This is a genomic window from Micromonospora echinaurantiaca (genome assembly GCF_900090235.1).
Lineage (GTDB): Bacteria > Actinomycetota > Actinomycetes > Mycobacteriales > Micromonosporaceae > Micromonospora > Micromonospora echinaurantiaca.
On the sequence record NZ_LT607750.1, the window covers coordinates 1,534,773 to 1,556,232 of the forward strand.

Consider the following 21,460-nt stretch of genomic DNA (forward strand, 5'->3'; position numbering starts at 1 on the left):
AGCACACCGGGCGGCAGGGCCCCGGCAAAGTCGTCAGGTGAGGCCGAGTAGTGCCAGCGGGCGGCTGCTGGCACGGGCGTGATGCCGGTTGGCGGCAGCGATGTTGGTGATGCTGGTGGTGCGCAGCGCACCGACGGCCGTTGCGGAGGGCGGCCATGACCTCGGGGCCGGGTGCCGCTGCGGGAAGTCGATGCCGGCGGAGATCGTCAGGATCGTCTGACGGCCCACCGGCGTGCTGTCGTGTCAACAGAACGCGTTTATTGACGGGTCGCTGCTGCCTCGCGGCCGAGGCGGGCCCGGGCTCGGGCCATACGAATGGCCGCGGTCAAGGCCGAGATGTCGTAGGCGCCGTAGTGGCGGCGGCCGTTGATGAAGAACGTCGGGGTGCCGGACACTCCGCTGTTGTCAGCGGAGTCGATGTCGCTGTCGATGCGGCTGGCATGGGCGTGGCTCATCAGATCGTCGTGGAACCGTTTCTGATCCAGACCGAGTTCGCCGGCGTCTTTGATGAGATCAGTGATGTCCAGGTTGTCCTGGTGGTCGAGCAACAGGTCGTGCATCTGCCAGAATTTGCCCTGAGCGGCTGCTGCTTCGGCGGCCTCGGCTGCTAGCCGGGCTTGCGGGTGCACGTCTGACAGAGGCAGGTGACGCCACACGAAACGCAGGTCGGCGTCGCCCAGCAACTGCCGGACGGCCGGCCGGCCTTCCCGCAGTACGGGCACTGGAAGTCGCCGTACTGCACCAGCGTCACCGACGCACCGGCTGGGCCGCGGACGTGGTCCTGCTTCTCGTCGACCGCTGGGATGAGGTCGATCAGCTCCGTCACGTCGCCGAAGAGCGCCCGGATGCGCTTGTCCTGAGGCAACGCGCTAGCGACGCGGAACGCGATCCGGGTCAGCACTGAGGATACGATCGCGGCGCTGAGCACCCCGACTTTGGCCTCGGCCAGTTGGTCGCCGGTGAAGGCCAGGCTGGCGATCAGCAGCGACACCGTGAAGCTGACACCGGCGATCGTGCCGCTGCCGAGCACGCCCGCCCAGCCCACGGCCGGACGGATGCGCCCGTGTGAGATCCAGGTGAGCCCGGCCGAGGTGCCGATCACGGCGAGCGGCTTGCCGACGACATACCCGAGCAGCACGCCCCAGGTGACAGGCGACGCGAGCGCCTGGGCCAGGAACGGACCGTCGATGCTGATGCCGGCGTTGGCTAGGCCGAACAGCGGCACGATGACGTAGCTGGACCATGGGTGGTAGATGCGCTGAAGGCGGTCGTTGGGCGATAGCGTATTCGCGAGGCCGATCGAAGCCGTACGCGCGAGCGTGGGCGTCGGCTGCTCACGGAACGACCGGAACAGTCCGCTGACCTTCTCGAGCTCAGCTCGGCCGGGAGAGTAGGCAAACGCGGTCAACCCGATGGCCAGTCCGGCCGCCACCGGGTCGACTCCGCTGACCAGCAGCGCGCCCCACATCACGATGGCGGCCGGCACGTAGCCCAGCCACGTCGGACGCCGCCTGCGCGGATGGCCAGCATGACCGCGAACGCCGCTCCGGCCACCACGATGGGCATCACCGTGATGTCGTCGCTGTAGACCAGGGCGATGACGATGAGTGCGATCAAGTCGTCGACCACGAACACGGTGAGCAGGAAGATCCGGACCCGGTCGGGCACGCCCCGGCCGAGCAGTGCCAGCATGCCCAACGCGAGGGCGGTGTCGGTCGACATAGCCACGCCCCAGCCGTGCGCGCCCGGCCCGCCGTGGTTGATCCCAGGAAGATCAGTACCGGGATCAGCATGCCGATCACGCCGGCCACGCTGGGCAGCACGAAACGTCGCCGGTCGCGTAGGTCGCCCAGGTCGAACTCGCGCCGCGCCTCAAGGCCGACGACAAGGAAGAACAGCGTCATCAAGCCGCTGTTGATCCAGGTCTGCAGGTCGTGGGAGAGCTCGAGGTGCCCGAGGCGCAGGGACAACTGGGTGCGCCATACGGCTTCGTAGGAGCCGAGGGTCGATGTTGGCCCAGAGCAGTGCGGCGAGGATGGCAGCCACGAGCACGCCGGCGCTGCCGGACTCAATTCGCAGGAAGGCTCGCAGCGGTGACGCCAGGTTTTGCTTCCAGATCGTTCGGCCGGTCTTGGTTTCGGTCACACGTCACCTTTCGACGCGCTGGCCGGGCCAGCATGGATAGCTGGATCACGTGCCGCAAGGGGGCACGCGACCCCTCGGTTCAGTACTGATCGCGCCGCCCCAGCTGTGGTCGGCTGCGGAAAGAGCGACGAGGCCCGCCGATGCCTGCAGGGCGCGGGCGACTATCAGTGAGCTCATGGTCGGGACGACCACGCACCTGATGGACGCGATGGCGAGCCCCGGCGATACCCACGAGGATGATTCGCCTGCGACCGTAGCGGTCGCCCTGGGAGCGCGCCGGCCAGCAGGATCAGCGCGGCCACTTGGGGCGGAGCGACACCCGCTTGCTGCTCGGCCGTGATCGCCGAGCTGCACGCGGCCTGATCTCAGCGCCCGACGAACTCGGTCCTCACGCTCCATGCGAACTGAATCAGCAGGGTCACCGGGGACCTCTCGGCGATCTCATGCATCACCTTCAAGTCGTCGGGGTCAGGTTCCTCGCTGAGCGTGATCGTGCGCTGCAGGTAACGCTCTGCGCCTTCCTGCTCGGGTTCGTGGTAGTCGATCTCGACGGTGATGTCGCCGGCGGTGTCGTACTTGTAGTCGACATACTGCCGCAGCGTCTGAGCAGTGCACGACGCGAGCGCCATCAACAGGTACTCCGTCGGCGTCGGGCCTTCGCCGAGTGCGCCGTTGTGCGGTTCATCGGCGACGAACGTGAAGCCGCGGGTGGTCATGTCCGTGCGCCGGCGCTCAGTGGCCGGAAGGACAACTCGAGCGGATGCGACGACACGATCCTGATCGGTTTCCATCAGCCGCGCCTTCCTGTAGATCCAGTGGTGACGGTCCAGGTGTGCGAGTCCGGCAGCCGAGCCGCAGTCTGAGCGGGGGCTGTGGCCGGGCGTATCACCCATGACCGAGTACCTCCGCAGGCTAGCTTTCGCGGACTCTATAGTCCAATTGGCTGGTCGCTGCGAGACCTGCTCGGCCGTCGTGACCGTGACGACAGGGTGGCCCTAGGTGCAAGCGACAGGCGGATCAGGGCGAGATGCCCAGTCGAACCCGGTTAACGCCAAGCCCCAGGAATGGACTTGCTGGTCCGTTAAGGCTAGGGCGTGTCGACGTTCGCGCGTCGCCTCGCGCGGCTCGGACGGACCGAAAACCGGACAGCGTGAAGGGAATAGATGTATAGGGATGTAGTTGCACTACAAGGCGATCCAACGACGCGAGGAACGCCTCGACGGCAGCTTTCTCGCCGCGGTGAAGACGACCGGCACATACGGTCGGCCAACGTGTCGCGCCAAGACCCCTCGCACGATGTCGAGGCAGCATTGCTCGAACAGATAGGCGCCGGCATGCCGGCACTGGTGCCCGCGCCGAGCCGGGGTAGGCCGGGCAGCAGCGCGGCTTGGCGCTCAAGACCTAGAGGATCCTCCGCCACCGGGATCGATGCTGCTGGCGATGGTTACGGAGGCATTCGGCGAGGTGGTTCAGGGTTCGGCTGGACAGCGGGATCGTGGCGGGGTGAGACAGCATGGCGAGGCTACAGGTCGGGGCATCGGATCTTGGTTCAACTGCTGCCTTACCTGGAGCGCCGCGCTCTCATCGATCTCCGGGCTGCTCGCACCCGACGCGAGCAGTCTGATCACGACTAAGGGGCCCAATTACCGGGGTCGGCTCACCGGACGGCTCCACGAGGAACGATTTGACGTGTTCCAGCGCCATGTCCAGAGCAACTTCCATGGGTGCGACGTTGTGCGCGGCGTTCGCCAGCAAGTAGCCGCCTTGCAAAGCCGCCATCAATCCCGTGGCCAACTTCTCCGGGTCGGCGTCCTGGCGCAGTGCACCGCTGTCCCGCATCCGGTGCAGGCCATCACTGATCAGCTTCTCCCATGCCGCAAACGTCTCCGACAGAGACGATCGAGCCTGCTCATCTTGATCGGACAGCTCGAGAGCCATCGACCCGAGGCCGCACCCGTACTTGCCGTTGTTCAGCGAGTTGGCCTGAACCAGGGCGTCACGCCACCGGACCAGCCCTGAGAACGACCTCAGTCGTTCGAGCCCTGCACGCTCACGCTGAAGCACAAGCGCGCCTCGATATTTGACCAACGCGCGCACGAGCTCCTGCTTGTCGGCGAAGTGGTGGTAGAGCTGAGACTTGCTCGTCTGGCTTGCCTTGCGGACGTCGTCAAGGGTCGTCGCGTTCACTCCGCGCACGAACATCAGCCGGTTCGCTGCCTCGAGGATCCGCTCTCGCGTCGCGATGCCCCGCTTACTGATCCTCCGCTGATTCGGAGGCGCAGCCACCTGCTCGTCGCTCATCTGTCAAGTGTATCCAGCGCACCAGATATCCCAGGAAGAATGGGACTTCAGAGTCCATCCGGCGCCATGTCGCGTTCGCGCGACGGTGAAGGACGAACGCATCCGCCGCCGGCTTAGCGAGCTGTGCCACCACCGCTAGATCATCGATCGGACGAGCCTTTGCGGGACTATCCGGTCCTAGCTGAAACGAGTGCTGGTCAGGAGTTGCTCGGCCACCTGTCGTGAGCGGTCCGCCGGAGAGAGCCGCACCCATCCGGCCGACTCCTCGTCCGGGCCGACCACCTCGGCCCCGGGCCGGCGCGCGGACCCGGGGTCCGCGCGCCGGAGGTGTCAGGCAGTCGCCCGCTTCGGAAGCTTCCACCCAGGGCGAGGGAAGTGGCAGGTGTAGCCGTTGGGGTAGGTCTGCAGGTAGTTCTGGTGCTCGGGCTCGGCCTCCCAGAAGTCGCCCGCCGCGGTGACCTCGGTGACGACCTTGCCGGGCCACAGCCCCGAGGCGTCGACGTCCGCGATCGTGTCCTCGGCGACCCGCTTCTGCTCGTCGTTGGTGTAGAAGATCGCCGAGCGGTAGCTGGTGCCGATGTCGTTGCCCTGACGGTTCTTCGTCGAGGGGTCGTGGATCTGGAAGAAGAACTCGAGCAATGCGCGGAAGTCGGTCTTCTCGGTGTCGTAAACGACCTCGATGGACTCCGCGTGGGTGCCGTGGTTACGGTAGGTGGCGTTCGGGACGTCGCCGCCGCTGTAGCCGACGCGCGTCGACACGACGCCGGGCTGGCGGCGGAACAACTCCTCCATGCCCCAGAAACAGCCGCCGGCGAGGATCGCCTTTTCGGTGGTCAAGTCGTCTCCTAGCTTGTCGTCGGTGCCGGAGTTGGTGTCACTCGTGAACAGGGTGCGGTACTCGCCGTACCCCGCGTTCTCCAGGTCGTCGAGGTGGATGAACCGCAACGACGCGGAGTTGATGCAGTAGCGCAGTCCACCCTTGTCGGGAGGACCGTCGTCGAAGACATGGCCGAGGTGACTGTCCCCGTGCAGCGAGCGGGCCTCGATCCGGATCATCCCGTGGCTGGAGTCTTCGCGCTCGACCACGTTCGCCTCGGCGATCGGCTTCGTGAAGCTCGGCCAGCCGGAGTTGCTGTCGTACTTGTCGACCGATGCGAACAGCGGCTCGCCGGACACGACGTCGACGTAGATGCCGGGCTCGTGGTTGTCCCAGTAGGCGTTGGCGAACGGACGCTCGGTGCCGTCCTGCTGGGTCACGCGGTACTGCTCCGGGTCGAGCCGCGAAACGGCTTCCTGGTTCTTGCGGTACTGGGTCTGCTCAGACACAGCTCTCCCTTCACGGCCTTTCGACGCGAAGCTGCGGAACCAGGCGAAGCGCGCCTGGACGCGCACATACAGGCGTCCTCCGGGTCGGTAGTATTCCCGCAGCCTCACCTTGGACGGACTATACAGTCCAGATGGGTTGGCCCGAAATGTCGGACGATTGCCCTCCTTTCCTGGCTTCAACTGTGGATACGTACGGCAACAGTAGCGCCCGCTTGATCCAATAGTGGACTTGACAGACCAGTTTTGTCGCGACTAGGTTCGGGGCGTGCCGCCGACTGGGTGCCTCGGCTAGGGAGGAGCTGTCCGACTTGCCCGCCGGCGCCGAGGTCGACGGACGTCTCGCCACTCCCGGCGACACCCTCGCGCCCCAACCGCCACCGATCAACGGGGTGAGGCGCCGAGGCCTGGGGCGCAAATGCTAGGGAAACGGAAATTTGCTCCTCGTGACAGCGCAGGCGAGGACCGGATACAAGGAGGTGCCGGATGAAGGCGATTGTGGTGACAGACGAGGCCGCGGGAACGGCCGGGATGGCGCTGGTGGAGCGGCCTGAGCCGGAACCGGCGATCAACGACGTCGTCGTTCAGGTCCACGCGTCGGGATTCGTCCCGACTGAGACGGCGTGGCCCTCGACCTGGACCGATCGCCTCGGCCGTGACCGGACGCCGTCGATTCCCGGGCACGAGCTGGCCGGAGTGGTCACCGCTCTCGGATATGGCACGACGGGACTGTCGGTGGGGCAGCGGGTGTTCGGCCTCACGGACTGGACCCGCGACGGCACCCTGGCGGAGTATGTGGCCGTCGAGGCGCGCAACCTCGCGCCGCTGCCCGGCGACGTCGACTTCACGGTGGGCGCGAGCCTGCCGATCTCCGGCCTGACCGCCTGGCAGGGACTGTTCGAGCACGGCCGCCTTCAGGCGGGGCAGAGCGTCCTCGTGCACGGAGCGGCCGGCGCAGTCGGTTCGACGGTGACGCAGCTCGCACGTGAGTTCGGCGCCTACGTCGTCGGCACCGGGCGCGCTGCCGACCGTCAGAAGGCGCTCGACTTCGGCGCGCAGGAGTTCGTCGACCTCGACAACGACGTCCTCGAAGCCGTCGGTGGAGTCGACCTGGTCTTCGATGTCATCGGCGGCGACATCGGGAAGCGATCCGCGGGCCTGATTCGAGCCGGAGGAACCCTGGTGTCCGTCGTCGGGCCGCCCGAGGCGCGGCCCGCGGGCGGCCTGGCGATCGATTTCGTCGTGACGCCCGATCGCGCCCAACTGAATGAAATCGTCCGGCGGGTGCGGGACGGGCGACTGCGGACGAACATCGGCAACGTCGCGACCCTCGACGACGCCGTCGCCGCTCTCAATCCGACCGAGCGGATCACCGGGAAGACGATCATCCGCGCTCGTCCGTAAGGAATCGGGGACAGCGAACGGGGTGCCCTTCCTGCCGTCGGGCAAGTCGAGCTGGATGACCGGCGCCATCGCCGACGCCATGGCCGGCGGCAACTGACCCTCGGGGACGGAGCACCGGGGTCACTGCGGCGGGGCTGCGGACGCACCCGTACGCGTCCGCAGCCCGCAGCCCGCAGCCACCGGGGAACCACCCGCAACCGCGGCGAGACCGTGGCTCGGCCGGCCCGAGAGCCCGGCGGACACGTACTCTGGCAGCATCCGCAGGTCGGTCACCTCGAGGAGCTCGTCGCCCGCGGCATCGGCGGCTCGGTCCATCGGCCAAGTTCACCCTCCCGGCGACCAGTGCGGCCCGTTCGGCGCGTCCTCGACGACGCCCCCGGCCGCCGCCAGCCCGTTCAGCAGAGAGTCGACCGTCGCGTGGTCCTTGCGCCCTGGCCAACTGGCGCTGCTCCAGCGTGACGTCGACGAGCTTGCCGAGCGCATCCCGGGCCTCGTCGCCTGCGCCCACCTAGCCTTCACACGATGTCCCCCGGCCGTTGGGGACGCCTGAACCCTTCCTCAGCGATCGGCGCGTGTTCAGACGCGACGCGCGTGTTCAATGCTCATGCCCGGCTGCGCGCGACGGAGGGAATGCCGGGTCTAGAACGTCGGCATATTCCGGATGAGCATCGACGAATGCTGTCGCGAACGGACACGTCACGGTAGCGGTCTTCCCTTGCAGGCGCAGCTCGTCGAGGACGCCGCCGATGAGCCTGGCGGCGACTCCCTTCCCCCGGAACTCGGGGAGCACGGATGTCGCCAACAGGATGACGCGGCTGCCGACCTCGTTGTAGACGAGCCCAGCGGCTGTCCGGTCCCCAATCGTGGCCTCGTAGATGCCGCGCGCGCTGTTGTTGGTGATGACGAGGTCTTCCGCGTCGGGCGCGGTGGCTCCCGACAGGTTCGAGCCACCCGAATCCTGTTCGGCACTGGTCAACGTGATCATGTCCTCGGCGGTGTTCGCCATGTTGTCTCCTGAATCTCGCGTCGGGTCAGCGACCTGGGGTGTGCCCAGTCAGGTCGGATGAAGTGGCAGGAGGATCCCGCCTCGGGCTATCGGTTGGTCGACGTCGGAGACGTTGGCATCATCTGGTTCGCCCCCATTTGCCGGAATCTCGGTGTTCACGCGTTGGGCACCGGAAGGCTGACGACGAGCGATCCACGCAGGTCGACCAGGGCCCGGCCGGTCGTGCGCACCAGGCGCATGACGACGTCCTCGCAGCCGGGACATCGGGCGACGAGGCCGGGCGCTCGGTCGAACACGCGCATCGCGGCCAGCGGACGGGTCATCCGGCAGCCGGCGCAGGTGAGCTCGGCAACGGTGAGGTCGGTCCCGATGATCTCGCCGAGCGGTCCGGCAAGGGCGTTACCGTCCACCCAGGGTGCGTCGTCTGCTCCGATGTTGGTGGTCGACATGGTCATCCTCCGGTGGGTCCGAAGCGTTCGGTGCGGATGTTCGCGGGGTCGTGGCCGATGTCGACGAGAAGGTCGGCCACGGTCTCGACGAATCCGGTGGGCCCGCAGACGAACGCCACAGTGTCGGCATCACGGGGCCAGGCGACGCGGGCGAGGGCGTCCGCGTCCAGTCGTCGGGGTGGGACCGGCCAGCCGTGGGGCGCGACCCTGGTATAGACGTGAGTGACGGTGACGCGACCATCGCCTGCGGCCGCCACAGCTGCAAGATCCGCCGTGAACAGCGCATCCGACGGGGATCGGGTCGAGTAGAGCAGTCTGGTGGGATTCGTCGCCGCACGCACCATCGACATCAGAGGCGCCACGCCGGACCCGCCGCCGATCAGCAACGCCGGGCGCGGATCGGCGGTTCGGCGTACGAACCAGCCGCCGAGCGGCCCACGGATCTCGAGCTGGTCACCCAGCTCGGCAACGTCGACGAGGTACGGCGAGACCTCACCGTCGGTCACCGCCTGGACAGTCACCTCGAGCCGGTCGGGCCTCGGGGCGGACGAGATCGAGTAGCTGCGGTACGCCGTGTAGCCGTCGGGAGCCGTCAATCGGACGTCGACGTGCTGGCCCGGCACGTGGCCCGTCCAGCCGTCGACGTCGAGGACCAAGGTCCGCGCCGTCGCAGTCTCCGCCCGGGTGGCCGCGACGGTCGCCGGCTGCCAGGTCAGTCTGCCTGGTACCGCTGCTCGCGCCATGGGTCGCCGTAGTTGTGGTAGCCGGCCGTCTCCCAGAACCCAGGCTCGTCGTCGAGACGCAGTTCCAGAGCGCGCAGCCATTTCGCGCTCTTCCAGAAGTACAGGTGAGGAACGAGGAGACGAGCTGGCCCGCCGTGCACCGGAACCAGTGGCTCGCCGTCGAACTCGTACGCCACCCAGGCCTGACCGTCGAGAAGGTCCTCAAGCGGGATGTTGGTGGTGTAGCCGCCATAGGAGTGGGCGACGACGTACTCGGCCGCAGTCTCGGCGTCGGCCAGCAACGTGTCTACGGAGACCCCTCGCCAGCGCGTGCCGAACTTCGACCAGTGCGTGACGCAATGGATGTCAACGGTCGGCTCGTCGGCAGGAAGGGCGGTGAACTCCGCCCATGACCACGTGCTCCGCTCGCCGGTCTCGGTGACCACCGCGAGCTCCCACTGGTCGAGCCCGATGCGCGGTGTCGGTCCCGCCGACAGCACCGGGAAGTCGTCCGTGCGGTACTGGCCGGGTGGGAGATCGGTGTCGTCGCGTCTGCGGCCGCCGAAACCGCGTGTGATCACTGCCATGTGCCCCTCCCCAAGTAGCGGCCGGACGGCCGCGATCCCGCTGCCATCCGTGCTTCCACTCGGCCCGTGGATGTCGATCTGGTACCCGCCCATGGCGTCATCGTCAGCGAGCGCCCCGGTGATGAGATTCTCCTCGGTGGGGACGTGGTCGCCCGCACTCCGGCGTAAGTTAACTGGACCATCGAGTCCAGAATAAGCTGGCGTGGCGCCTGACGGCAAACCTCGCTGGCCGTCGGTGGTGTGGATCAGCAGCAGCGCGCCCGGCGGTCGTGGCGGTGCGTCCTTATCTGGCGGACGCCTCCACGGTGGGAACCCATGGACGGCATCGTCCATACATTCCCCGGCCAACCCAGGTGACGCTGCACCAGACCGCATCCACAACTGCCGTTGCAGTAGCAAGCCGGTTGATCAGACAAACCCTGCGGTACAGGTGCTGTTGGCGTCTTGCTGTACGTGCCAAGGCCGCCAGTTCGATCAAAGTCTCGGCCAGGTCGTCCCGGCGGTGGGCGGAGTGTTGGCTGCGCCAGCCGCGATGTGCTCTCCGGCCTCATACAGCGCGACGTACAGATCTTCGGCGGGTGCGCGGTCGATCCGCAGAACGATGTCATCCCGCATGCGCAGACCCTAATCGCACCCTGGCGCGGCACCGGCCGGTCCAGGTCGGGATGCGCGGATCCGCCGCCGAGGGGGCGTCAGGGGCCGCACCTGCGAGACCGACGAGTCAGCCCGCCGCTCGTGCCGATGTGCGGACGTGCTCACGGTGCCCTGACTACTTGCGGTGATCACCAAGTCGGGTGTCGAGGCGAGCACTGGCGCGTGGAAGGAGCCAGCACACCGTCGCCCGGTCGGGGTGGCGTCTACTCACGCCCGGGGGCCGGGGGCCGGGGGCCGGGGGCCGGGGGCCGGGGGCGCGGTAGCGTGCGCCGGTGGATTGGGACTCCTTCGAGGCGGCATGGCACGACAGCGGATGCCAGACCCTGGCCGACATCGCCGCAGCGCATCCGGACGAGCAGCTGTACGCCGCAGCCTTCCACCTCTTCTACAGTGATGGCATCCAGATCCTTCCACCGGCCCTTGCCGCTAACACCGAGGCGGCGGTGCACCAGACCGACGGGCAATCGACGCGGTTTGCCGCACCGGAATGGCGGTGGGATGTCCTGGAGGCCGCGAGCGACGCGATGCGGCCGTGGTACCACCGCCTCAGCGAGGAGTTCCTCGCGCCCGCCACCACTGATGCCGAACGGGACGCGGCGTTGGACGCGCTGGATACGGCACACGACGGCGCGATGGCCAGGGTCTGCAAGGCGATGACCGAGACTGCTCGTCGGGGCGGCATCCACGACTCGCTTCCGACCAATTTCGTCGTCGTCATCCTCGAGGGTCAACGGGGGGACGAGGAGGCCGACCTGATCCGCGCGAGCGTCGACCCACAGGTCCTCGTGACCGTCCCGGAACTGGCCGATTACCTGCGAGAGTTCCAGTAGGCGTGACCTCCAGCAGGCTTGACTGATTCGTCCACTCAATGCACTCTTCTGCCGCTGGTCGACCGCCACTGCCGCTACCGATGCGGACGTAGCCGCCGCATGAGGACCACGTACTGAAGCCCGAGGGCACGCGTTGACCAACGGACAGGTGATTGACGTGGCCGGACGAGCCGATTCAGGCGCGCCGTCGTTGGTCGATCGTGCATCACCCCGATGCCTGGCCGGTCACGATGGCCGGGAACTCGTCACCGGCGTTGAGTCTGGTCACGAGGTGCAGGACGGCTTGGGGTCCGCCGTTCGCCTCGATCCACCGGTCTACCGCGCAGGCGGCTCGGGCGGAGGTCCGCCCGTCGGCGTTGGCGGTGGCGAGCCATTGGGGGAGCGTCTGGGGCAGGGCGCCGCCCGGCTCAGCCCTCCGTGGGACAGGCCAGAATGCGCGGCGAGCTTTCGCGCCCGCCGTAGAAGGTACGGATGCGCTGATCCGCCGCGGCCACCATGTCGACAACCTGCTGCCGCTGTAGTGCTGCCAACCTTGCCGTGCCGGGTGGGGCGCCAAGTCTTTCTCATCAGGTCATTCCTGCTTTCAGGCATCGCGCCGGATGAACATCACTGCCGCCAGGGCAAGGGTGAGCGCGACGCAGGGCGTCATCAGAACTCCCCCTTGTAGTGCCGTCAGTGTGGCGTCGTACGAGGAGGCGGTCTGGTACATCTGCCTTCCGGCCCGGTCCGGCAGATATCCGGCCACCGTGGTGACCCTGGTCAGGAGGGGCGAGGCGACGTAGACCAGGCCAAGCATGATCACCAGCGCGGCCAGGACGTCCCGGGTCAACAGGGCGACGGCATAGGCGAGCACGCTGATCAGCAGCAGGTACGCCACCGCTCCGAGCAGCGCGCCGAAGGACGGCCTCCGTTCACTCACGATGGCCAGCGCGGCGACGGCGAGCACGGCCGTCACCGCGGCGGTCATCAGATGCGCGACGGTCTTTCCAACCGCCAGTAGTGGCCGGTCGGGCACACTCGTCAGGGTGGTGTGGATCTGACGCCCGCTGCACTCCGTCGCCGCCGCGAGCACGCCGAGAAGGATCAAACCAACCTGTCCGTACTCGATGGCCTGGATCCCCACGTCGGTGGCGGCGGAAGCCGCGGCATCGCCCGGCGGCTCGGGTGCGGCCGCGTGAAGGACGAGGGCCAGCCCCGGCACGCCGAGTAGTGTTGCGCCGACGGTGGCGGCGACGTCCGGAAGAGTGCGCAGTTTGATCAGCTCAGCGGCGGCGACGTCGGTGAACCTGCTGTCCATCGCTGTCCTCCGCTCAGGCGTCGCGTCGAGCGAACACAACAGTCGCGACGACCAGCATCACGACGGTCCAGGCGGCCATGACAAGACGCCCGGCGATCGGGCCGAGCATGTCCTCCGCCGGATAGTTGGCGCTGACCATCTGCGCTCCCGCGACATCGGGCAGGTACCTGGCCAGCCCTGTGACGCGGGTCAGCAGCAGCGAGACGGAGACGAGGGAGGCGTTGGCGATGAGGAGAGCCAGCGGAATGACGCCGCTCCGGGTGAGGACGGTGACGGCGCAGGCGAGCAGCGCAGTGAGCACCAGGTAGACGACGGATCCGACGGCCCGCCAACCGATCCTGTCGACGAGGTCACCCAGCGGGTGCCCGTATTCGCCGAGCAGCGTGTGAGACACCATGATCGCCCCGGGCACGGTGAAAGCGGCGAGCGCGCCGGTCGTCACCGTCACCACGGTGACCTTCGCGGCGAGCAGGGCCGAGCGCCGGGGCGTACTTGTCAAGGTGGTGGATATCTGTCGGCCACCGCCGGCGTCGTCGCGGTTGGACGTGTACTCACTGCTGATGATGACGACGCCGAGCACGATCGCACCCACGGCCCCCACCGGAAGCAGATCGAGCCCCGCGCCGGCCGTGGTCTGGTCGGTGAACCTCGCGGTGTCGCCGCGCTTCAGCGCGGCCCGCATCGAGATGGCCGATAGGGCCGCGAAACCGAGCGTACCCAGCACGCTGATGGCAATGGCGACGAGCGCCGCCGGCAGCCCGAGCAACTTTCTGAACTCGGCGGTGACCATGTCGCTCACGCTCTGCCCCCGTCCCTCGGGTAGTCGACGGGGCGCCCGCCGGTGGGATCGGTGAGGGCGAAGAACGCGTCCTCCGAGGAGTACCCGGCGGTGACCGCGGCAAGCGGTCCGTGGCTGACAACCCGTCCGCCGCTGATCACAACGAGGTCGTCGGCGATGTCGGCCATCTCGGCCATGAGGTGACTTGAGAGCAGCACGGTGCGTCCCGTGGCGGCGAACTCGGTGAGGAGCCGGCGGATGCCGCCCGGGTCGAGACCGTTGACCGGTTCATCGAGGATCAGCAGTTCGGGGTCGCCGAGCAATGCCGTCGCCAGGCCCAGGCGCCGCCCCATGCCGAGCGAGTACCTCCCGACGCGTCTGCCGGCGGCGTCACTCAGCCCGACGATCTCCAGTACCTCATCTACCCGGTCCTTCCGGATGCCGTTGCTTCGCGCCACCCAGCGGAGGTGAGCGTGGGCGGTCCTGGACGGGTGCGCGCCAGTACCGTCGAGCAGGGATCCGACGGTACGCAACGGATGGCGCAGCGTACGGTAGGGCACACCTGCGATGAGCGCCGAGCCGGCGTCGGCCGAGTCCAAGCCGAGCAGCACCCGCAGGGTCGAGGACTTCCCGGCGCCGTTCGGACCGAGGAACCCGGTTATCCGGCCTCGCGGCCAGCCCGGCACCCGGCGGAACCCGGTCGCAGCCGCTCACCGTCAGGGTCACCGCGATCCCGGCATGCTCGACGCGTTCGACAAGTCCCGGCAGGTCGTTGATGCCCGGCTGCGGGCCGCGCGCCGCGCCTTCACCGGGGTCGCGGACTGCCGCCAACGCCGCACGCAGCTCATCCAGCGCCTCGCGGCTCGTCGTCTCGATCTGCGCGAGCTTCGCCCTGAGCCGTCCGGCGTCGTCGCCGCCGAGCTGACGCGCGACACCGGAGACGACCGAGATCGTGCCCAACGAGTGCGACACGATGTCGTGCACCTCCCGAGCGACCCGAAGCCGCTCCGCCGTGACCGCGCGCTCCTGCTCGGCCCGCAACGCGTGCTCGGCTTCCCGTCGTTGCCGCCTCATCGCGCTGCCCAACGTCCACGTCCCGGCCAGCACCAGCAGACTCACCATCACATACCGGACGGCCTCCTCAGCCCCGGCCGGTCCGCCAACCGCGACCAGGGCGATCAGCAGCCCCATCGTCACCGAGATGGCCGGGAGCAGCCTGGTACTGCCCCGCGAAACCGCGACCGGAAACAGGGTCTACGCGGCGGCCACGGACGGATCATGGGTCATGCCCAACACGGCGCCGGCGAGAGTCACTCCAGCGACGAGGCAGAACGCCACGACGGACCAGCGCGACCGGAGCAGCATCCCCACGATCAACAGGACGATGGCCCACACATGCGCGGAGCGCGACCAGCCGGGACGGCCGACCAGCGGCAGCCAGAAAACCAGAACGCAGAGCAGCGCGGCACCCAGGCCCAGACCGATCGACTCCAACAACGACAGGACCTGACGCGGCCGAGCCATGTCTGAACAGTACCCGGAGGGCCTCCGTCGCAGGTATCGGCGACGGGATGGCCAGGCCGAAGGGGCCGCCTGCGTTCGAGTCGCGGGTGGCGTCCCGCACCCGGTCTCGCGGAGCCCCGGGTCGGGCAGCAGCCACACCGTCAACCATCGTCGGCGAGTGGCTCGGGCGACCGCTTGCCGGACGCGTAACACAGTGGTTACGCTTTCCCGGTGGACGAGGTGGCGGCGGCGATAGCCGACCCGGTGCGGCGAGACATCCTGGTGATGCTGCGCGAGCAGCGGCTCCCCGCGGGGGAGATCGCCGACCGGTTCACCATCAGCCGGCCTGCCGTCAGCCGACACCTGCGGGTGCTCCGGGAGAGCGGCCTGGTCCGCGACACGCTCGTCGGCCGCCAACGCTTCTACGAGCTGGACGCGTCGCGGTTCGCCGACTTGATCGAGTGGCTCGACCAGTTCGCCCGGTCCGCCGGCTGGGAGCGTCGCCTCGACGCGCTGGAGACCGAGGTCTATCGCACCCGTCGCGAACGCCGCCGGCGCGGCACGACGGATCAACGACAGGAGAAAACGGCATGAGCAATCCGCCCACCGGCCGCCTCTTCCCGATGGCCGACGGCCACGATCTCGTCCTCAACCGCACGTTCCGGGCACCCATCGAGGACGTGTGGGCCAGCGTGACCGAATCCGACCGCACCGCCCGATGGTTCGGAGCGTGGGAAGGCGACGCCGCCCCCGGTCGCACGATCAAGATGCAGATGGCCTACGAGGATCAGGCGCCGTGGTTCGACGTGCGGATCGACGCATGCGACCCGCCGCGGCGACTGGCCCTGTCGACGACCGACGAGTCCGGCAACTGGCGGATCGAGCTACTGCTGTCGCACACCGATGGTCAGACCGAGCTCCGGCTCGTGCACCACCTCGACACCATCGACGAGATCGGCGAGATGGGCCCCGGCTGGGAGTACTACCTGGACATGCTGGTGGCAGCGCGGGACGGCTTGTCCACGCCCAGGTTCGACGATTACTACCCGGCGATGAAGCCTTACTACGAGTCGCTGCCCAACCGGACCGACCCGACGTGACCTGCAGGGCTGCCTGGAAATCTTCCACAGCCGACCGTGCGTGCGGGTTGGTCAGCGCGCCAGTCCGTGGCCGCGCGGCTGACCTGTCGCGGTCAGGTATGGCGACGGATGCGGTTACTGATAGCCCCGGTCATACGGTCCTCGTGACGATCGATGAACCGTCGCAGAGGAGATCCGTCATGAGCAACAGTCGCACCGTCGTCCTGCCGGCCAGCCGCCGGTCGGTCGCCGTCGCCCTCTGGGTGGCGCAGGCCGTTCTCGCGCTCCAGCTTGCCGCCGGCGGGGTTCTGAAGCTGATCGGCGACGCCGCCATGGTCGACCTGTTCGACGAGATCGGCGCCGGTCAGTGGTTCCGCTACGCGGTCGGCCTGGTCGAGCTGGCCGGCGCGGTCGGCCTGCTGATTCCTCGGTTGTGCGGGCTCGCCGCGCTCGGCGTGGCCGCGCTGCTGGTCGGCGCGACCGTCACCAACGTCGCGATCGGCGTCGCGCCCTGGCTGCCGCTCGTCCTGCTGCTGGTGGCGGCCACCGTCGCGTACGTACGCCGGTCCGAGATCCGGGGGCGGCGATGAGCGCCGATCGGGACCAGGCCCTCGGCAGTCTGGCTGTCCTGGTCGGCACCTGGCGGGTGTCCGGAACGGACGGCGGGGAACAGGGCAGCGTCACCTACCGGTGGATGGAGGGCGGCCGCTTCCTGATCCAGGAGGTCGACCTCGCCGCCGAGGGCGACGGCGCCAAAGGTGTCGAGTACATCGGCTTCGACACCGACACCGGCACGTTGCGGTCGCACTTCTTCGGTCAGTCCGGCGAGATCCTCCAGTACACATACGAGGTGGCCGGCGACACGCTCACGATCTGGTTCGGCGACCGCGGCTCGCCGGCCAAGTTCGAAGGCAGGTTCAACGCCGACTTCACGGCCAACACCGGCCGCTGGGTCTGGCCGGGCGGCGGGTACGCGTCGACGATGGTCAAGGTGTAGCGCGCGCAGCCAGGTCCGCCAGCTCGGTGCGCTTGGTGACGCCGAGCTTCGGGTAGGCGCGGTAGAGGTGGTAGCCGATGGTGCGCGGGCTGAGGAACAGCCGGGCGGCGATGTCCCGGTTGCTCAGGCCGGCCGCGGCCAGCAGCACCACCTGGCGTTCCTGCGGGGTCAGCCGGGCCAGCGGATCGCGGTCGTGCGGCCGGGCCACCGGTCGGTCGCCGAGCGCGGTCAGTTCGGAGCGTGCCCGGGCCGCCCACACCTGCGCACCCAGCGACTCGAAGCCGGACAGGGCGCCGGCCAGGTGGGTGTGCGCTTCGGTCCGGCGGCGCTGCCGGCGCAGCCACTCGCCGAAGAGCAGCGCGGTGCGCGCATGGTCGTACGGCCGCCCGGCGTCGGACAACAGCGCGAGTGCGGCCTCGTAGTGGGCCTCGGCCTCGCCGCCGACCGCGCGCAGGGCATCGCAGCGCCGCACCAGCGCGGCCGCGTGCGGCTGACCGACGTGCTCGGCCCAGTCGCGCAGCCCAGGCAGGAAGCGGGCCGCGCGTGCGGAATCCCCGCCGCGTACAGCCGCCTCGACCTGGTCCGGGACCGCCCGCAGCGGAAAGTCGTGTCGGGCCGGACCGGCGCACACCGCGTCGAGCTGCCGGGATGCCGCGTCGAGGCGGCCACGACCGAGGTCGAGCAGCCCCAGCGCCCAGGTGGCGAGGGCGGCGTTGGTGGGATGCCGGGACGCGGCGCGCAGCGTCCGGCCCGCCATCGCCTCGCACGCGACCGCGTCCCCGGCGATCGCGGCCAACCAGGCCGGGATGGCGGTGAGGATGGTGGTCTGCGTGTCCTGGCCAAGGTCGGTCGACACGTCGAGCGCCTCGGCCACGACAGTCTCGGCGTCGCGGAACCGGCCGCGCAGCAGCAGCGATACCGCCAACGGCTCCTGGGCGTACGGTAGCCAGCCCAACGCGCCCTGCCGGCGCGTGTCGGCGGCGAGGGCCTCCAACTCCTCGGTCGCGGCCTCGTCGTCCCCGACGATCAGTGCCAGGTACCCGGCGAGCACCCGTTCCACGAACCCGGTGACCTGACCGCACCGCACGGCGGTCACCATGGCGCGCATCCCGGCGACGGCTTCCTTCGTGCTGCCGTCGAGGAGATTCCGGAGTCCGATCATCCCGGCGACCACCGGCCGCAGCGGGGAGCCGGTCTCCAGCGCCACGGTGCCCAGCAGGTCCGCCGACTCGCGGATCACGTCGGGCGCGCAGGCATCCTTGGCGCACCCGACGGCGTCCGTGAGGATCGACACCGCCTGCTCCGGGTGGGAGGCGACGATGGGCGCGGCGCCCCGCACCATCAGCGCCGCCGCTGCAGTGGGGGAGTCGCGCTCGTAGGCGACCTGAGCCTGGATCCAGGCCGCCTCCGCGCGGGTCGACCGGTCGGTAGCGAGGTCGACGCCGGCCGCCGAGAATACGGCCGCCCGGTCTAGCCAGCCGGCGTCGTACGCCGCGCGGGCCGCGCCGACCAGCCGCCGGGCCTTGCGGCCCGGGTCGCTGCTGAGGGTGGCCGCGCGGTCCAGCGCGGCCGCCACGGCCGCCGATCCGCCCCGCTGGGCGGCCCGCCGCGCCACGCCTTCGAGTTCGGCGGCCACCGCCTCGTCGGGCCCGGTGGTCGCGGCGGCCCGGTGCCAGGCGCGGCGGTCGGCGGACGCGTCACCGTCCAGCGTCTCGGCCAGGGCCCGGTGCGCGGCGACGAGCCAGCCGCGGGCCGCGCCCCGGTAGGCCGCGGACCGGATGAGCGGATGCCGGAAGCTGATCGACTCAGCGGTCAACTGGACCAGCCGGGCCGACTCGGCCGGCTCGAGGTCGGCCGCGGACAGGCCGAGCCGTTCGCCCGCCCGCACCGCCACGGCGAGCTCGGCCGTGTCGTCCGCGGCCGCCAGCACCAGCAGCCGCTGCGTCGCCTCCGGGAGATCGCCGATGCGGGACCGGAACGCCTCCTGCACCTGTTCGGTCACCGGCAACGGTTCGACCGGCGTCGACCACGGACGCCCGCTGGCCCTCCGGTCGGTGAGGGCGGCCGCGAACTCGAGGATCGCCAGCGGGTTGCCGCCCGCCTCGGCCACGATGCGGGCCCGCGTCGCCGGGGCCAGTACCTTCGCCCGCTGGTCGAGAAGCGAACCGGCGCTGGCCCGGTCCAGCGCCGACAATGCCAGCACCTCGAGGCTCGGGGCCGTGAAGCGCCCGGCCTCGTCGCGTACCGCAAAGAACATGGCCACGGGCTCGCGCCGCAGCCGCCGGGCCGCGAACAGCAACGCATCCGCGGACGCCCGATCGAACCATTGCGCGTCGTCGACGATGCATACCAGCGGCCGATCCCCGGCCAGCTCGGACAGCAGTGACAGCGTGGCCGCACCAACCAGGAACCGCTCGCCGGCACCGGCCGCGGTCAGGCCGAAAGCGGTCCGCAGCGCCGCCGCCTGCGGCCCGGGAAGCGCCTCGACGCGGTCGACGTACGGGTGGAACAACAGGTGCAGACCCGCGAACGGCACCTCGATCTCCGACTCGATGCCCACACCACGTAGCACCAACATGTCCGTCGCCGACGCGGCGATCCGGTCAAGGAGCGCCGACTTGCCGATCCCGGCCTCGCCGCGGATGACCAGGGCGCCGCCGCCACCAGCGCGGGCGTCGGCCAGCAGCCGGTCCAGCCGGGCCAGTTCCTCCGTCCGCCCGAGGATCACCCGTGCACAGTAGCAACGGGCATCAATTGGGGCGGAAAACCGCCACCAGCACGCCGGCGCCGAGCAGCATCACCGTCATCGCCACCCCGGCCACCGTCGATCGGAGGACGCTGACGAACGCGTCCCGGGCCACCGCCCGACGGGCACTGGATGCTCCCTGACAGCTCGTACGTCCGCGCCCGGTGCTGATCGCCGACGAGGGCTACGCCCACGACTCCACCCGGCGAGCCCTACGCTCCGAGGAATCAGACACGTCAGGCCGAAGCCCGGAGGGCTGCGCAGGCGGGGACCGGTGTACGACGTCGGGGGACGGGTAGCGGGACGGGATGGATCTGCTGCACCTCGGGTATGCCCTGGTTGGTGTCCTCGCGGTGCTGCTGGCCTTCTGGTCCGAGGCCATCCGCCGGGTACCGATGAGCGAACCGCTGCTCGCCCTTTCCCTCGGCGTTCTTGCCGGGCCCGTCCTCGGACTGATCGACCTGCGGAACCACGATGCGTCCGGGCTGATGCTGGAGGCCAGTCGGATTCTCCTGGCGATCTCGTTGATGGCGGTCGCGCTGCGGTTCCAGTTGTCGCAGTACCGGGCAGTGATCCGTCCGGTGGCTGTGCTGTTGGCCGGGGGCATGGCAGGCATGGCGGTGGTCAGCGCCGGCCTGGCGTGGTTGGTCCTCGGCCTGCCGTTGGCCCTGGCGCTGCTGCTCGGAGCGTGCCTGACGCCCACCGACCCGGTGCTGGCCTCCAGCGTCGTGTCCGGCGGCCCGGCCGAGCGGCAGCTGCCTGCTCGGCTACGGCAGTTCATCAGTGCCGAGTCCGGCGCCAACGACGGACTCGCGTTCGTCTTCGTCGTCTTCGCGTTGATCGCCGCAGCGCACCGCCCGGCCGGCGGTCAGATTCGGGAAGCGGTGTGGGGAGTTCTCGGTGCCGTGCTGGTAGGCGTGATCATCGGCTACGCGGCGGGCCGGGCCGTCACGTCGGCCGAGGCGCGCGAGGACGTCGACCAGGGCTCCTTGTTGATCTTCGCTGTCGTGCTTGGTGTCGCGGCTCTAGGCGTGGCGCGATTGCTGCATACCGATGCCTTGCTTGCCGTGTTCGTCACCGGGCTGGCCTATAACGGGGTGATCGGAAACGAATCACGGGCCTCGGAGCAGAAGCTTGACGACGCGCTCACCCGATACCTGGTGCTGCCGCTCTTCTTTCTCCTGGGCGTCGAGGTGCCCTGGCGCGACTGGCTGGACCTGGGCTGGCTGGCGGGCGTCTTCGCGGTCGCGGTGCTGCTGCTGCGCCGGCTGCCGGTGCTGGTGGCGTTCAAGCCGGCCCTGGGTCTGCCGTGGCGGGACGTGCTGTTCCTGGGCTGGTTCGGTCCCATAGGTGTGTCCGCGTTGTTCTACCTCACCTACAGCCACGCAAACGGTGCCCGTGACCCGCGGCTCTGGGCGGCCGGCAGCCTGGTCGTTGCGTTGAGCACCCTCGTACACGGCGTCACGGCAACGCTGGGTCGCCGCTGGTACGCCGCACGGTCGCAGGCCTCCCGGGTCTGACTGTCGCGGCGGCTCTACGGCAATGCCAGGTGTCGCTGACCCCGGCGCTCCGGTGCCGGTTCGCTCGGCCATGTCGTCAGATGGCGAGCGCGACAGTGCGGGGTGCGCCACGATCGAGG

The 21,460-nt window shown here is 69.2% G+C and carries 22 protein-coding genes and 4 pseudogenes; 9 read left to right on the forward strand and 17 right to left on the reverse strand.

Features of this window, described 5'->3' with window-relative positions; genetic code table 11:
* Positions 1-33: 33 nt before the first annotated feature.
* The 3 genes and pseudogenes from GA0070609_RS33555 to GA0070609_RS07080 form a co-directional block, all read right to left on the reverse strand.
* Positions 34-228, reverse strand: a complete 195-nt coding sequence (locus GA0070609_RS33555; RefSeq protein ID WP_172899255.1) for a hypothetical protein — start codon at positions 226-228, stop codon at positions 34-36.
* A gap of 29 nt (positions 229-257) precedes the next feature.
* Positions 258-2,145: pseudogene (gene nhaA, locus GA0070609_RS35160) on the reverse strand (Na+/H+ antiporter NhaA).
* 365 nt (positions 2,146-2,510) lie between these two features.
* Positions 2,511-2,936: an OsmC family protein gene (locus GA0070609_RS07080; RefSeq protein WP_088993063.1), complete on the reverse strand. Its 426-nt coding sequence runs from the start codon at positions 2,934-2,936 to the stop codon at positions 2,511-2,513.
* Between the two features lie 388 nt (positions 2,937-3,324).
* Between GA0070609_RS07080 and GA0070609_RS35165 the strand changes: the two genes are divergently transcribed.
* Positions 3,325-3,471: an Ada metal-binding domain-containing protein gene (locus GA0070609_RS35165; protein ID WP_088993064.1), complete on the forward strand. Its 147-nt coding sequence runs from the start codon at positions 3,325-3,327 to the stop codon at positions 3,469-3,471.
* Positions 3,472-3,552: 81 nt separating this feature from the next.
* On the opposite strand, the pseudogene GA0070609_RS33075 reads toward GA0070609_RS35165, so the two are convergent.
* From GA0070609_RS33075 to GA0070609_RS07095, 3 genes and pseudogenes are all read right to left on the reverse strand, one after another.
* Positions 3,553-3,660: pseudogene (locus GA0070609_RS33075) on the reverse strand (IS5/IS1182 family transposase); the annotation flags it as partial.
* A 66-nt stretch (positions 3,661-3,726) separates the two neighbouring features.
* Positions 3,727-4,446: a TetR/AcrR family transcriptional regulator gene (locus GA0070609_RS07090; protein ID WP_231928561.1), complete on the reverse strand. Its 720-nt coding sequence runs from the start codon at positions 4,444-4,446 to the stop codon at positions 3,727-3,729.
* A 330-nt stretch (positions 4,447-4,776) separates the two neighbouring features.
* Complete coding sequence (locus GA0070609_RS07095) at positions 4,777-5,838, reverse strand: bifunctional methionine sulfoxide reductase B/A protein (RefSeq protein ID WP_231928562.1); 1,062 nt, start codon at positions 5,836-5,838, stop codon at positions 4,777-4,779.
* A 417-nt stretch (positions 5,839-6,255) separates the two neighbouring features.
* Here GA0070609_RS07095 and GA0070609_RS07100 point away from each other — a divergent pair, with 417 nt between their 5' ends.
* The gene (locus GA0070609_RS07100; protein WP_088993066.1) at positions 6,256-7,173 is read left to right on the forward strand and encodes an NADP-dependent oxidoreductase; all 918 of its coding nucleotides are present in this window, start codon (positions 6,256-6,258) and stop codon (positions 7,171-7,173) included.
* A gap of 595 nt (positions 7,174-7,768) precedes the next feature.
* On the opposite strand, the gene GA0070609_RS07110 is transcribed toward GA0070609_RS07100, so the two are convergent.
* The 5 genes from GA0070609_RS07110 to GA0070609_RS33080 form a co-directional block, all read right to left on the reverse strand.
* Positions 7,769-8,179, reverse strand: a complete 411-nt coding sequence (locus GA0070609_RS07110) for a GNAT family N-acetyltransferase (RefSeq protein WP_088993068.1) — start codon at positions 8,177-8,179, stop codon at positions 7,769-7,771.
* Positions 8,180-8,334: 155 nt separating this feature from the next.
* Positions 8,335-8,628: a DUF6510 family protein gene (locus tag GA0070609_RS07115; protein WP_088993069.1), complete on the reverse strand. Its 294-nt coding sequence runs from the start codon at positions 8,626-8,628 to the stop codon at positions 8,335-8,337.
* 2 nt (positions 8,629-8,630) lie between these two features.
* Complete coding sequence (locus tag GA0070609_RS07120; RefSeq protein ID WP_088993070.1) at positions 8,631-9,371, reverse strand: FAD-binding oxidoreductase; 741 nt, start codon at positions 9,369-9,371, stop codon at positions 8,631-8,633.
* Complete coding sequence (locus tag GA0070609_RS07125) at positions 9,341-9,937, reverse strand: sulfite oxidase-like oxidoreductase (RefSeq protein ID WP_088997549.1); 597 nt, start codon at positions 9,935-9,937, stop codon at positions 9,341-9,343. The genes GA0070609_RS07120 and GA0070609_RS07125 overlap by 31 nt, the downstream gene beginning before the upstream one ends.
* 474 nt (positions 9,938-10,411) lie before the next feature.
* Positions 10,412-10,552, reverse strand: a complete 141-nt coding sequence (locus GA0070609_RS33080; RefSeq protein WP_157748072.1) for a hypothetical protein — start codon at positions 10,550-10,552, stop codon at positions 10,412-10,414.
* A gap of 311 nt (positions 10,553-10,863) precedes the next feature.
* Here GA0070609_RS33080 and GA0070609_RS07130 point away from each other — a divergent pair, with 311 nt between their 5' ends.
* Positions 10,864-11,421: a DUF4303 domain-containing protein gene (locus GA0070609_RS07130; RefSeq protein ID WP_088993071.1), complete on the forward strand. Its 558-nt coding sequence runs from the start codon at positions 10,864-10,866 to the stop codon at positions 11,419-11,421.
* 583 nt (positions 11,422-12,004) lie between these two features.
* On the opposite strand, the gene GA0070609_RS07135 is transcribed toward GA0070609_RS07130, so the two are convergent.
* The 5 genes and pseudogenes from GA0070609_RS07135 to GA0070609_RS07155 form a co-directional block, all read right to left on the reverse strand.
* The gene (locus tag GA0070609_RS07135) at positions 12,005-12,718 is read right to left on the reverse strand and encodes a hypothetical protein (RefSeq protein WP_088993072.1); all 714 of its coding nucleotides are present in this window, start codon (positions 12,716-12,718) and stop codon (positions 12,005-12,007) included.
* Between the two features lie 13 nt (positions 12,719-12,731).
* Complete coding sequence (locus GA0070609_RS07140) at positions 12,732-13,517, reverse strand: ABC transporter permease (protein ID WP_088993073.1); 786 nt, start codon at positions 13,515-13,517, stop codon at positions 12,732-12,734.
* A complete protein-coding gene (locus GA0070609_RS07145) occupies positions 13,514-14,182 on the reverse strand; it encodes an ABC transporter ATP-binding protein (RefSeq protein WP_088993074.1) in 669 nt (222 codons plus the stop codon). The genes GA0070609_RS07140 and GA0070609_RS07145 overlap by 4 nt, the downstream gene beginning before the upstream one ends.
* Before the next feature lie 136 nt (positions 14,183-14,318).
* Positions 14,319-14,687: pseudogene (locus GA0070609_RS34140) on the reverse strand (histidine kinase); the annotation flags it as partial.
* A gap of 63 nt (positions 14,688-14,750) precedes the next feature.
* On the reverse strand, positions 14,751-15,020 hold the full coding sequence (locus GA0070609_RS07155; protein WP_088993076.1) for a hypothetical protein: 270 nt from the start codon (positions 15,018-15,020) through the stop codon (positions 14,751-14,753).
* A gap of 210 nt (positions 15,021-15,230) precedes the next feature.
* Between GA0070609_RS07155 and GA0070609_RS07160 the strand changes: the two genes are divergently transcribed.
* The 4 genes from GA0070609_RS07160 (at position 15,231) to GA0070609_RS07175 (ending at position 17,075) form a co-directional block, all read left to right on the forward strand.
* Positions 15,231-15,593: a metalloregulator ArsR/SmtB family transcription factor gene (locus tag GA0070609_RS07160; RefSeq protein WP_088993077.1), complete on the forward strand. Its 363-nt coding sequence runs from the start codon at positions 15,231-15,233 to the stop codon at positions 15,591-15,593.
* Positions 15,590-16,099, forward strand: coding sequence for an SRPBCC family protein (locus GA0070609_RS07165; protein WP_088993078.1), 510 nt, complete (start codon positions 15,590-15,592; stop codon positions 16,097-16,099). The genes GA0070609_RS07160 and GA0070609_RS07165 overlap by 4 nt, the downstream gene beginning before the upstream one ends.
* A gap of 179 nt (positions 16,100-16,278) precedes the next feature.
* Positions 16,279-16,668: a DoxX family protein gene (locus tag GA0070609_RS07170; RefSeq protein ID WP_088993079.1), complete on the forward strand. Its 390-nt coding sequence runs from the start codon at positions 16,279-16,281 to the stop codon at positions 16,666-16,668.
* The gene (locus tag GA0070609_RS07175) at positions 16,665-17,075 is read left to right on the forward strand and encodes a DUF1579 family protein (protein WP_088993080.1); all 411 of its coding nucleotides are present in this window, start codon (positions 16,665-16,667) and stop codon (positions 17,073-17,075) included. The genes GA0070609_RS07170 and GA0070609_RS07175 overlap by 4 nt, the downstream gene beginning before the upstream one ends.
* On the opposite strand, the gene GA0070609_RS07180 is transcribed toward GA0070609_RS07175, so the two are convergent.
* A complete protein-coding gene (locus GA0070609_RS07180; RefSeq protein WP_088993081.1) occupies positions 17,065-19,803 on the reverse strand; it encodes an ATP-binding protein in 2,739 nt (912 codons plus the stop codon). The genes GA0070609_RS07175 and GA0070609_RS07180 overlap by 11 nt on opposite strands.
* Positions 19,804-19,973: 170 nt before the next feature.
* Between GA0070609_RS07180 and GA0070609_RS33560 the strand changes: the two are divergent.
* A pseudogene (locus GA0070609_RS33560) lies at positions 19,974-20,065 on the forward strand (IS5/IS1182 family transposase); the annotation flags it as partial.
* A 64-nt stretch (positions 20,066-20,129) separates the two neighbouring features.
* Positions 20,130-21,341 (forward strand): cation:proton antiporter domain-containing protein, encoded by a 1,212-nt coding sequence (locus GA0070609_RS07185; protein WP_088993082.1) that lies wholly within the window; start codon positions 20,130-20,132, stop codon positions 21,339-21,341.
* Positions 21,342-21,460 lie beyond the last annotated feature (119 nt).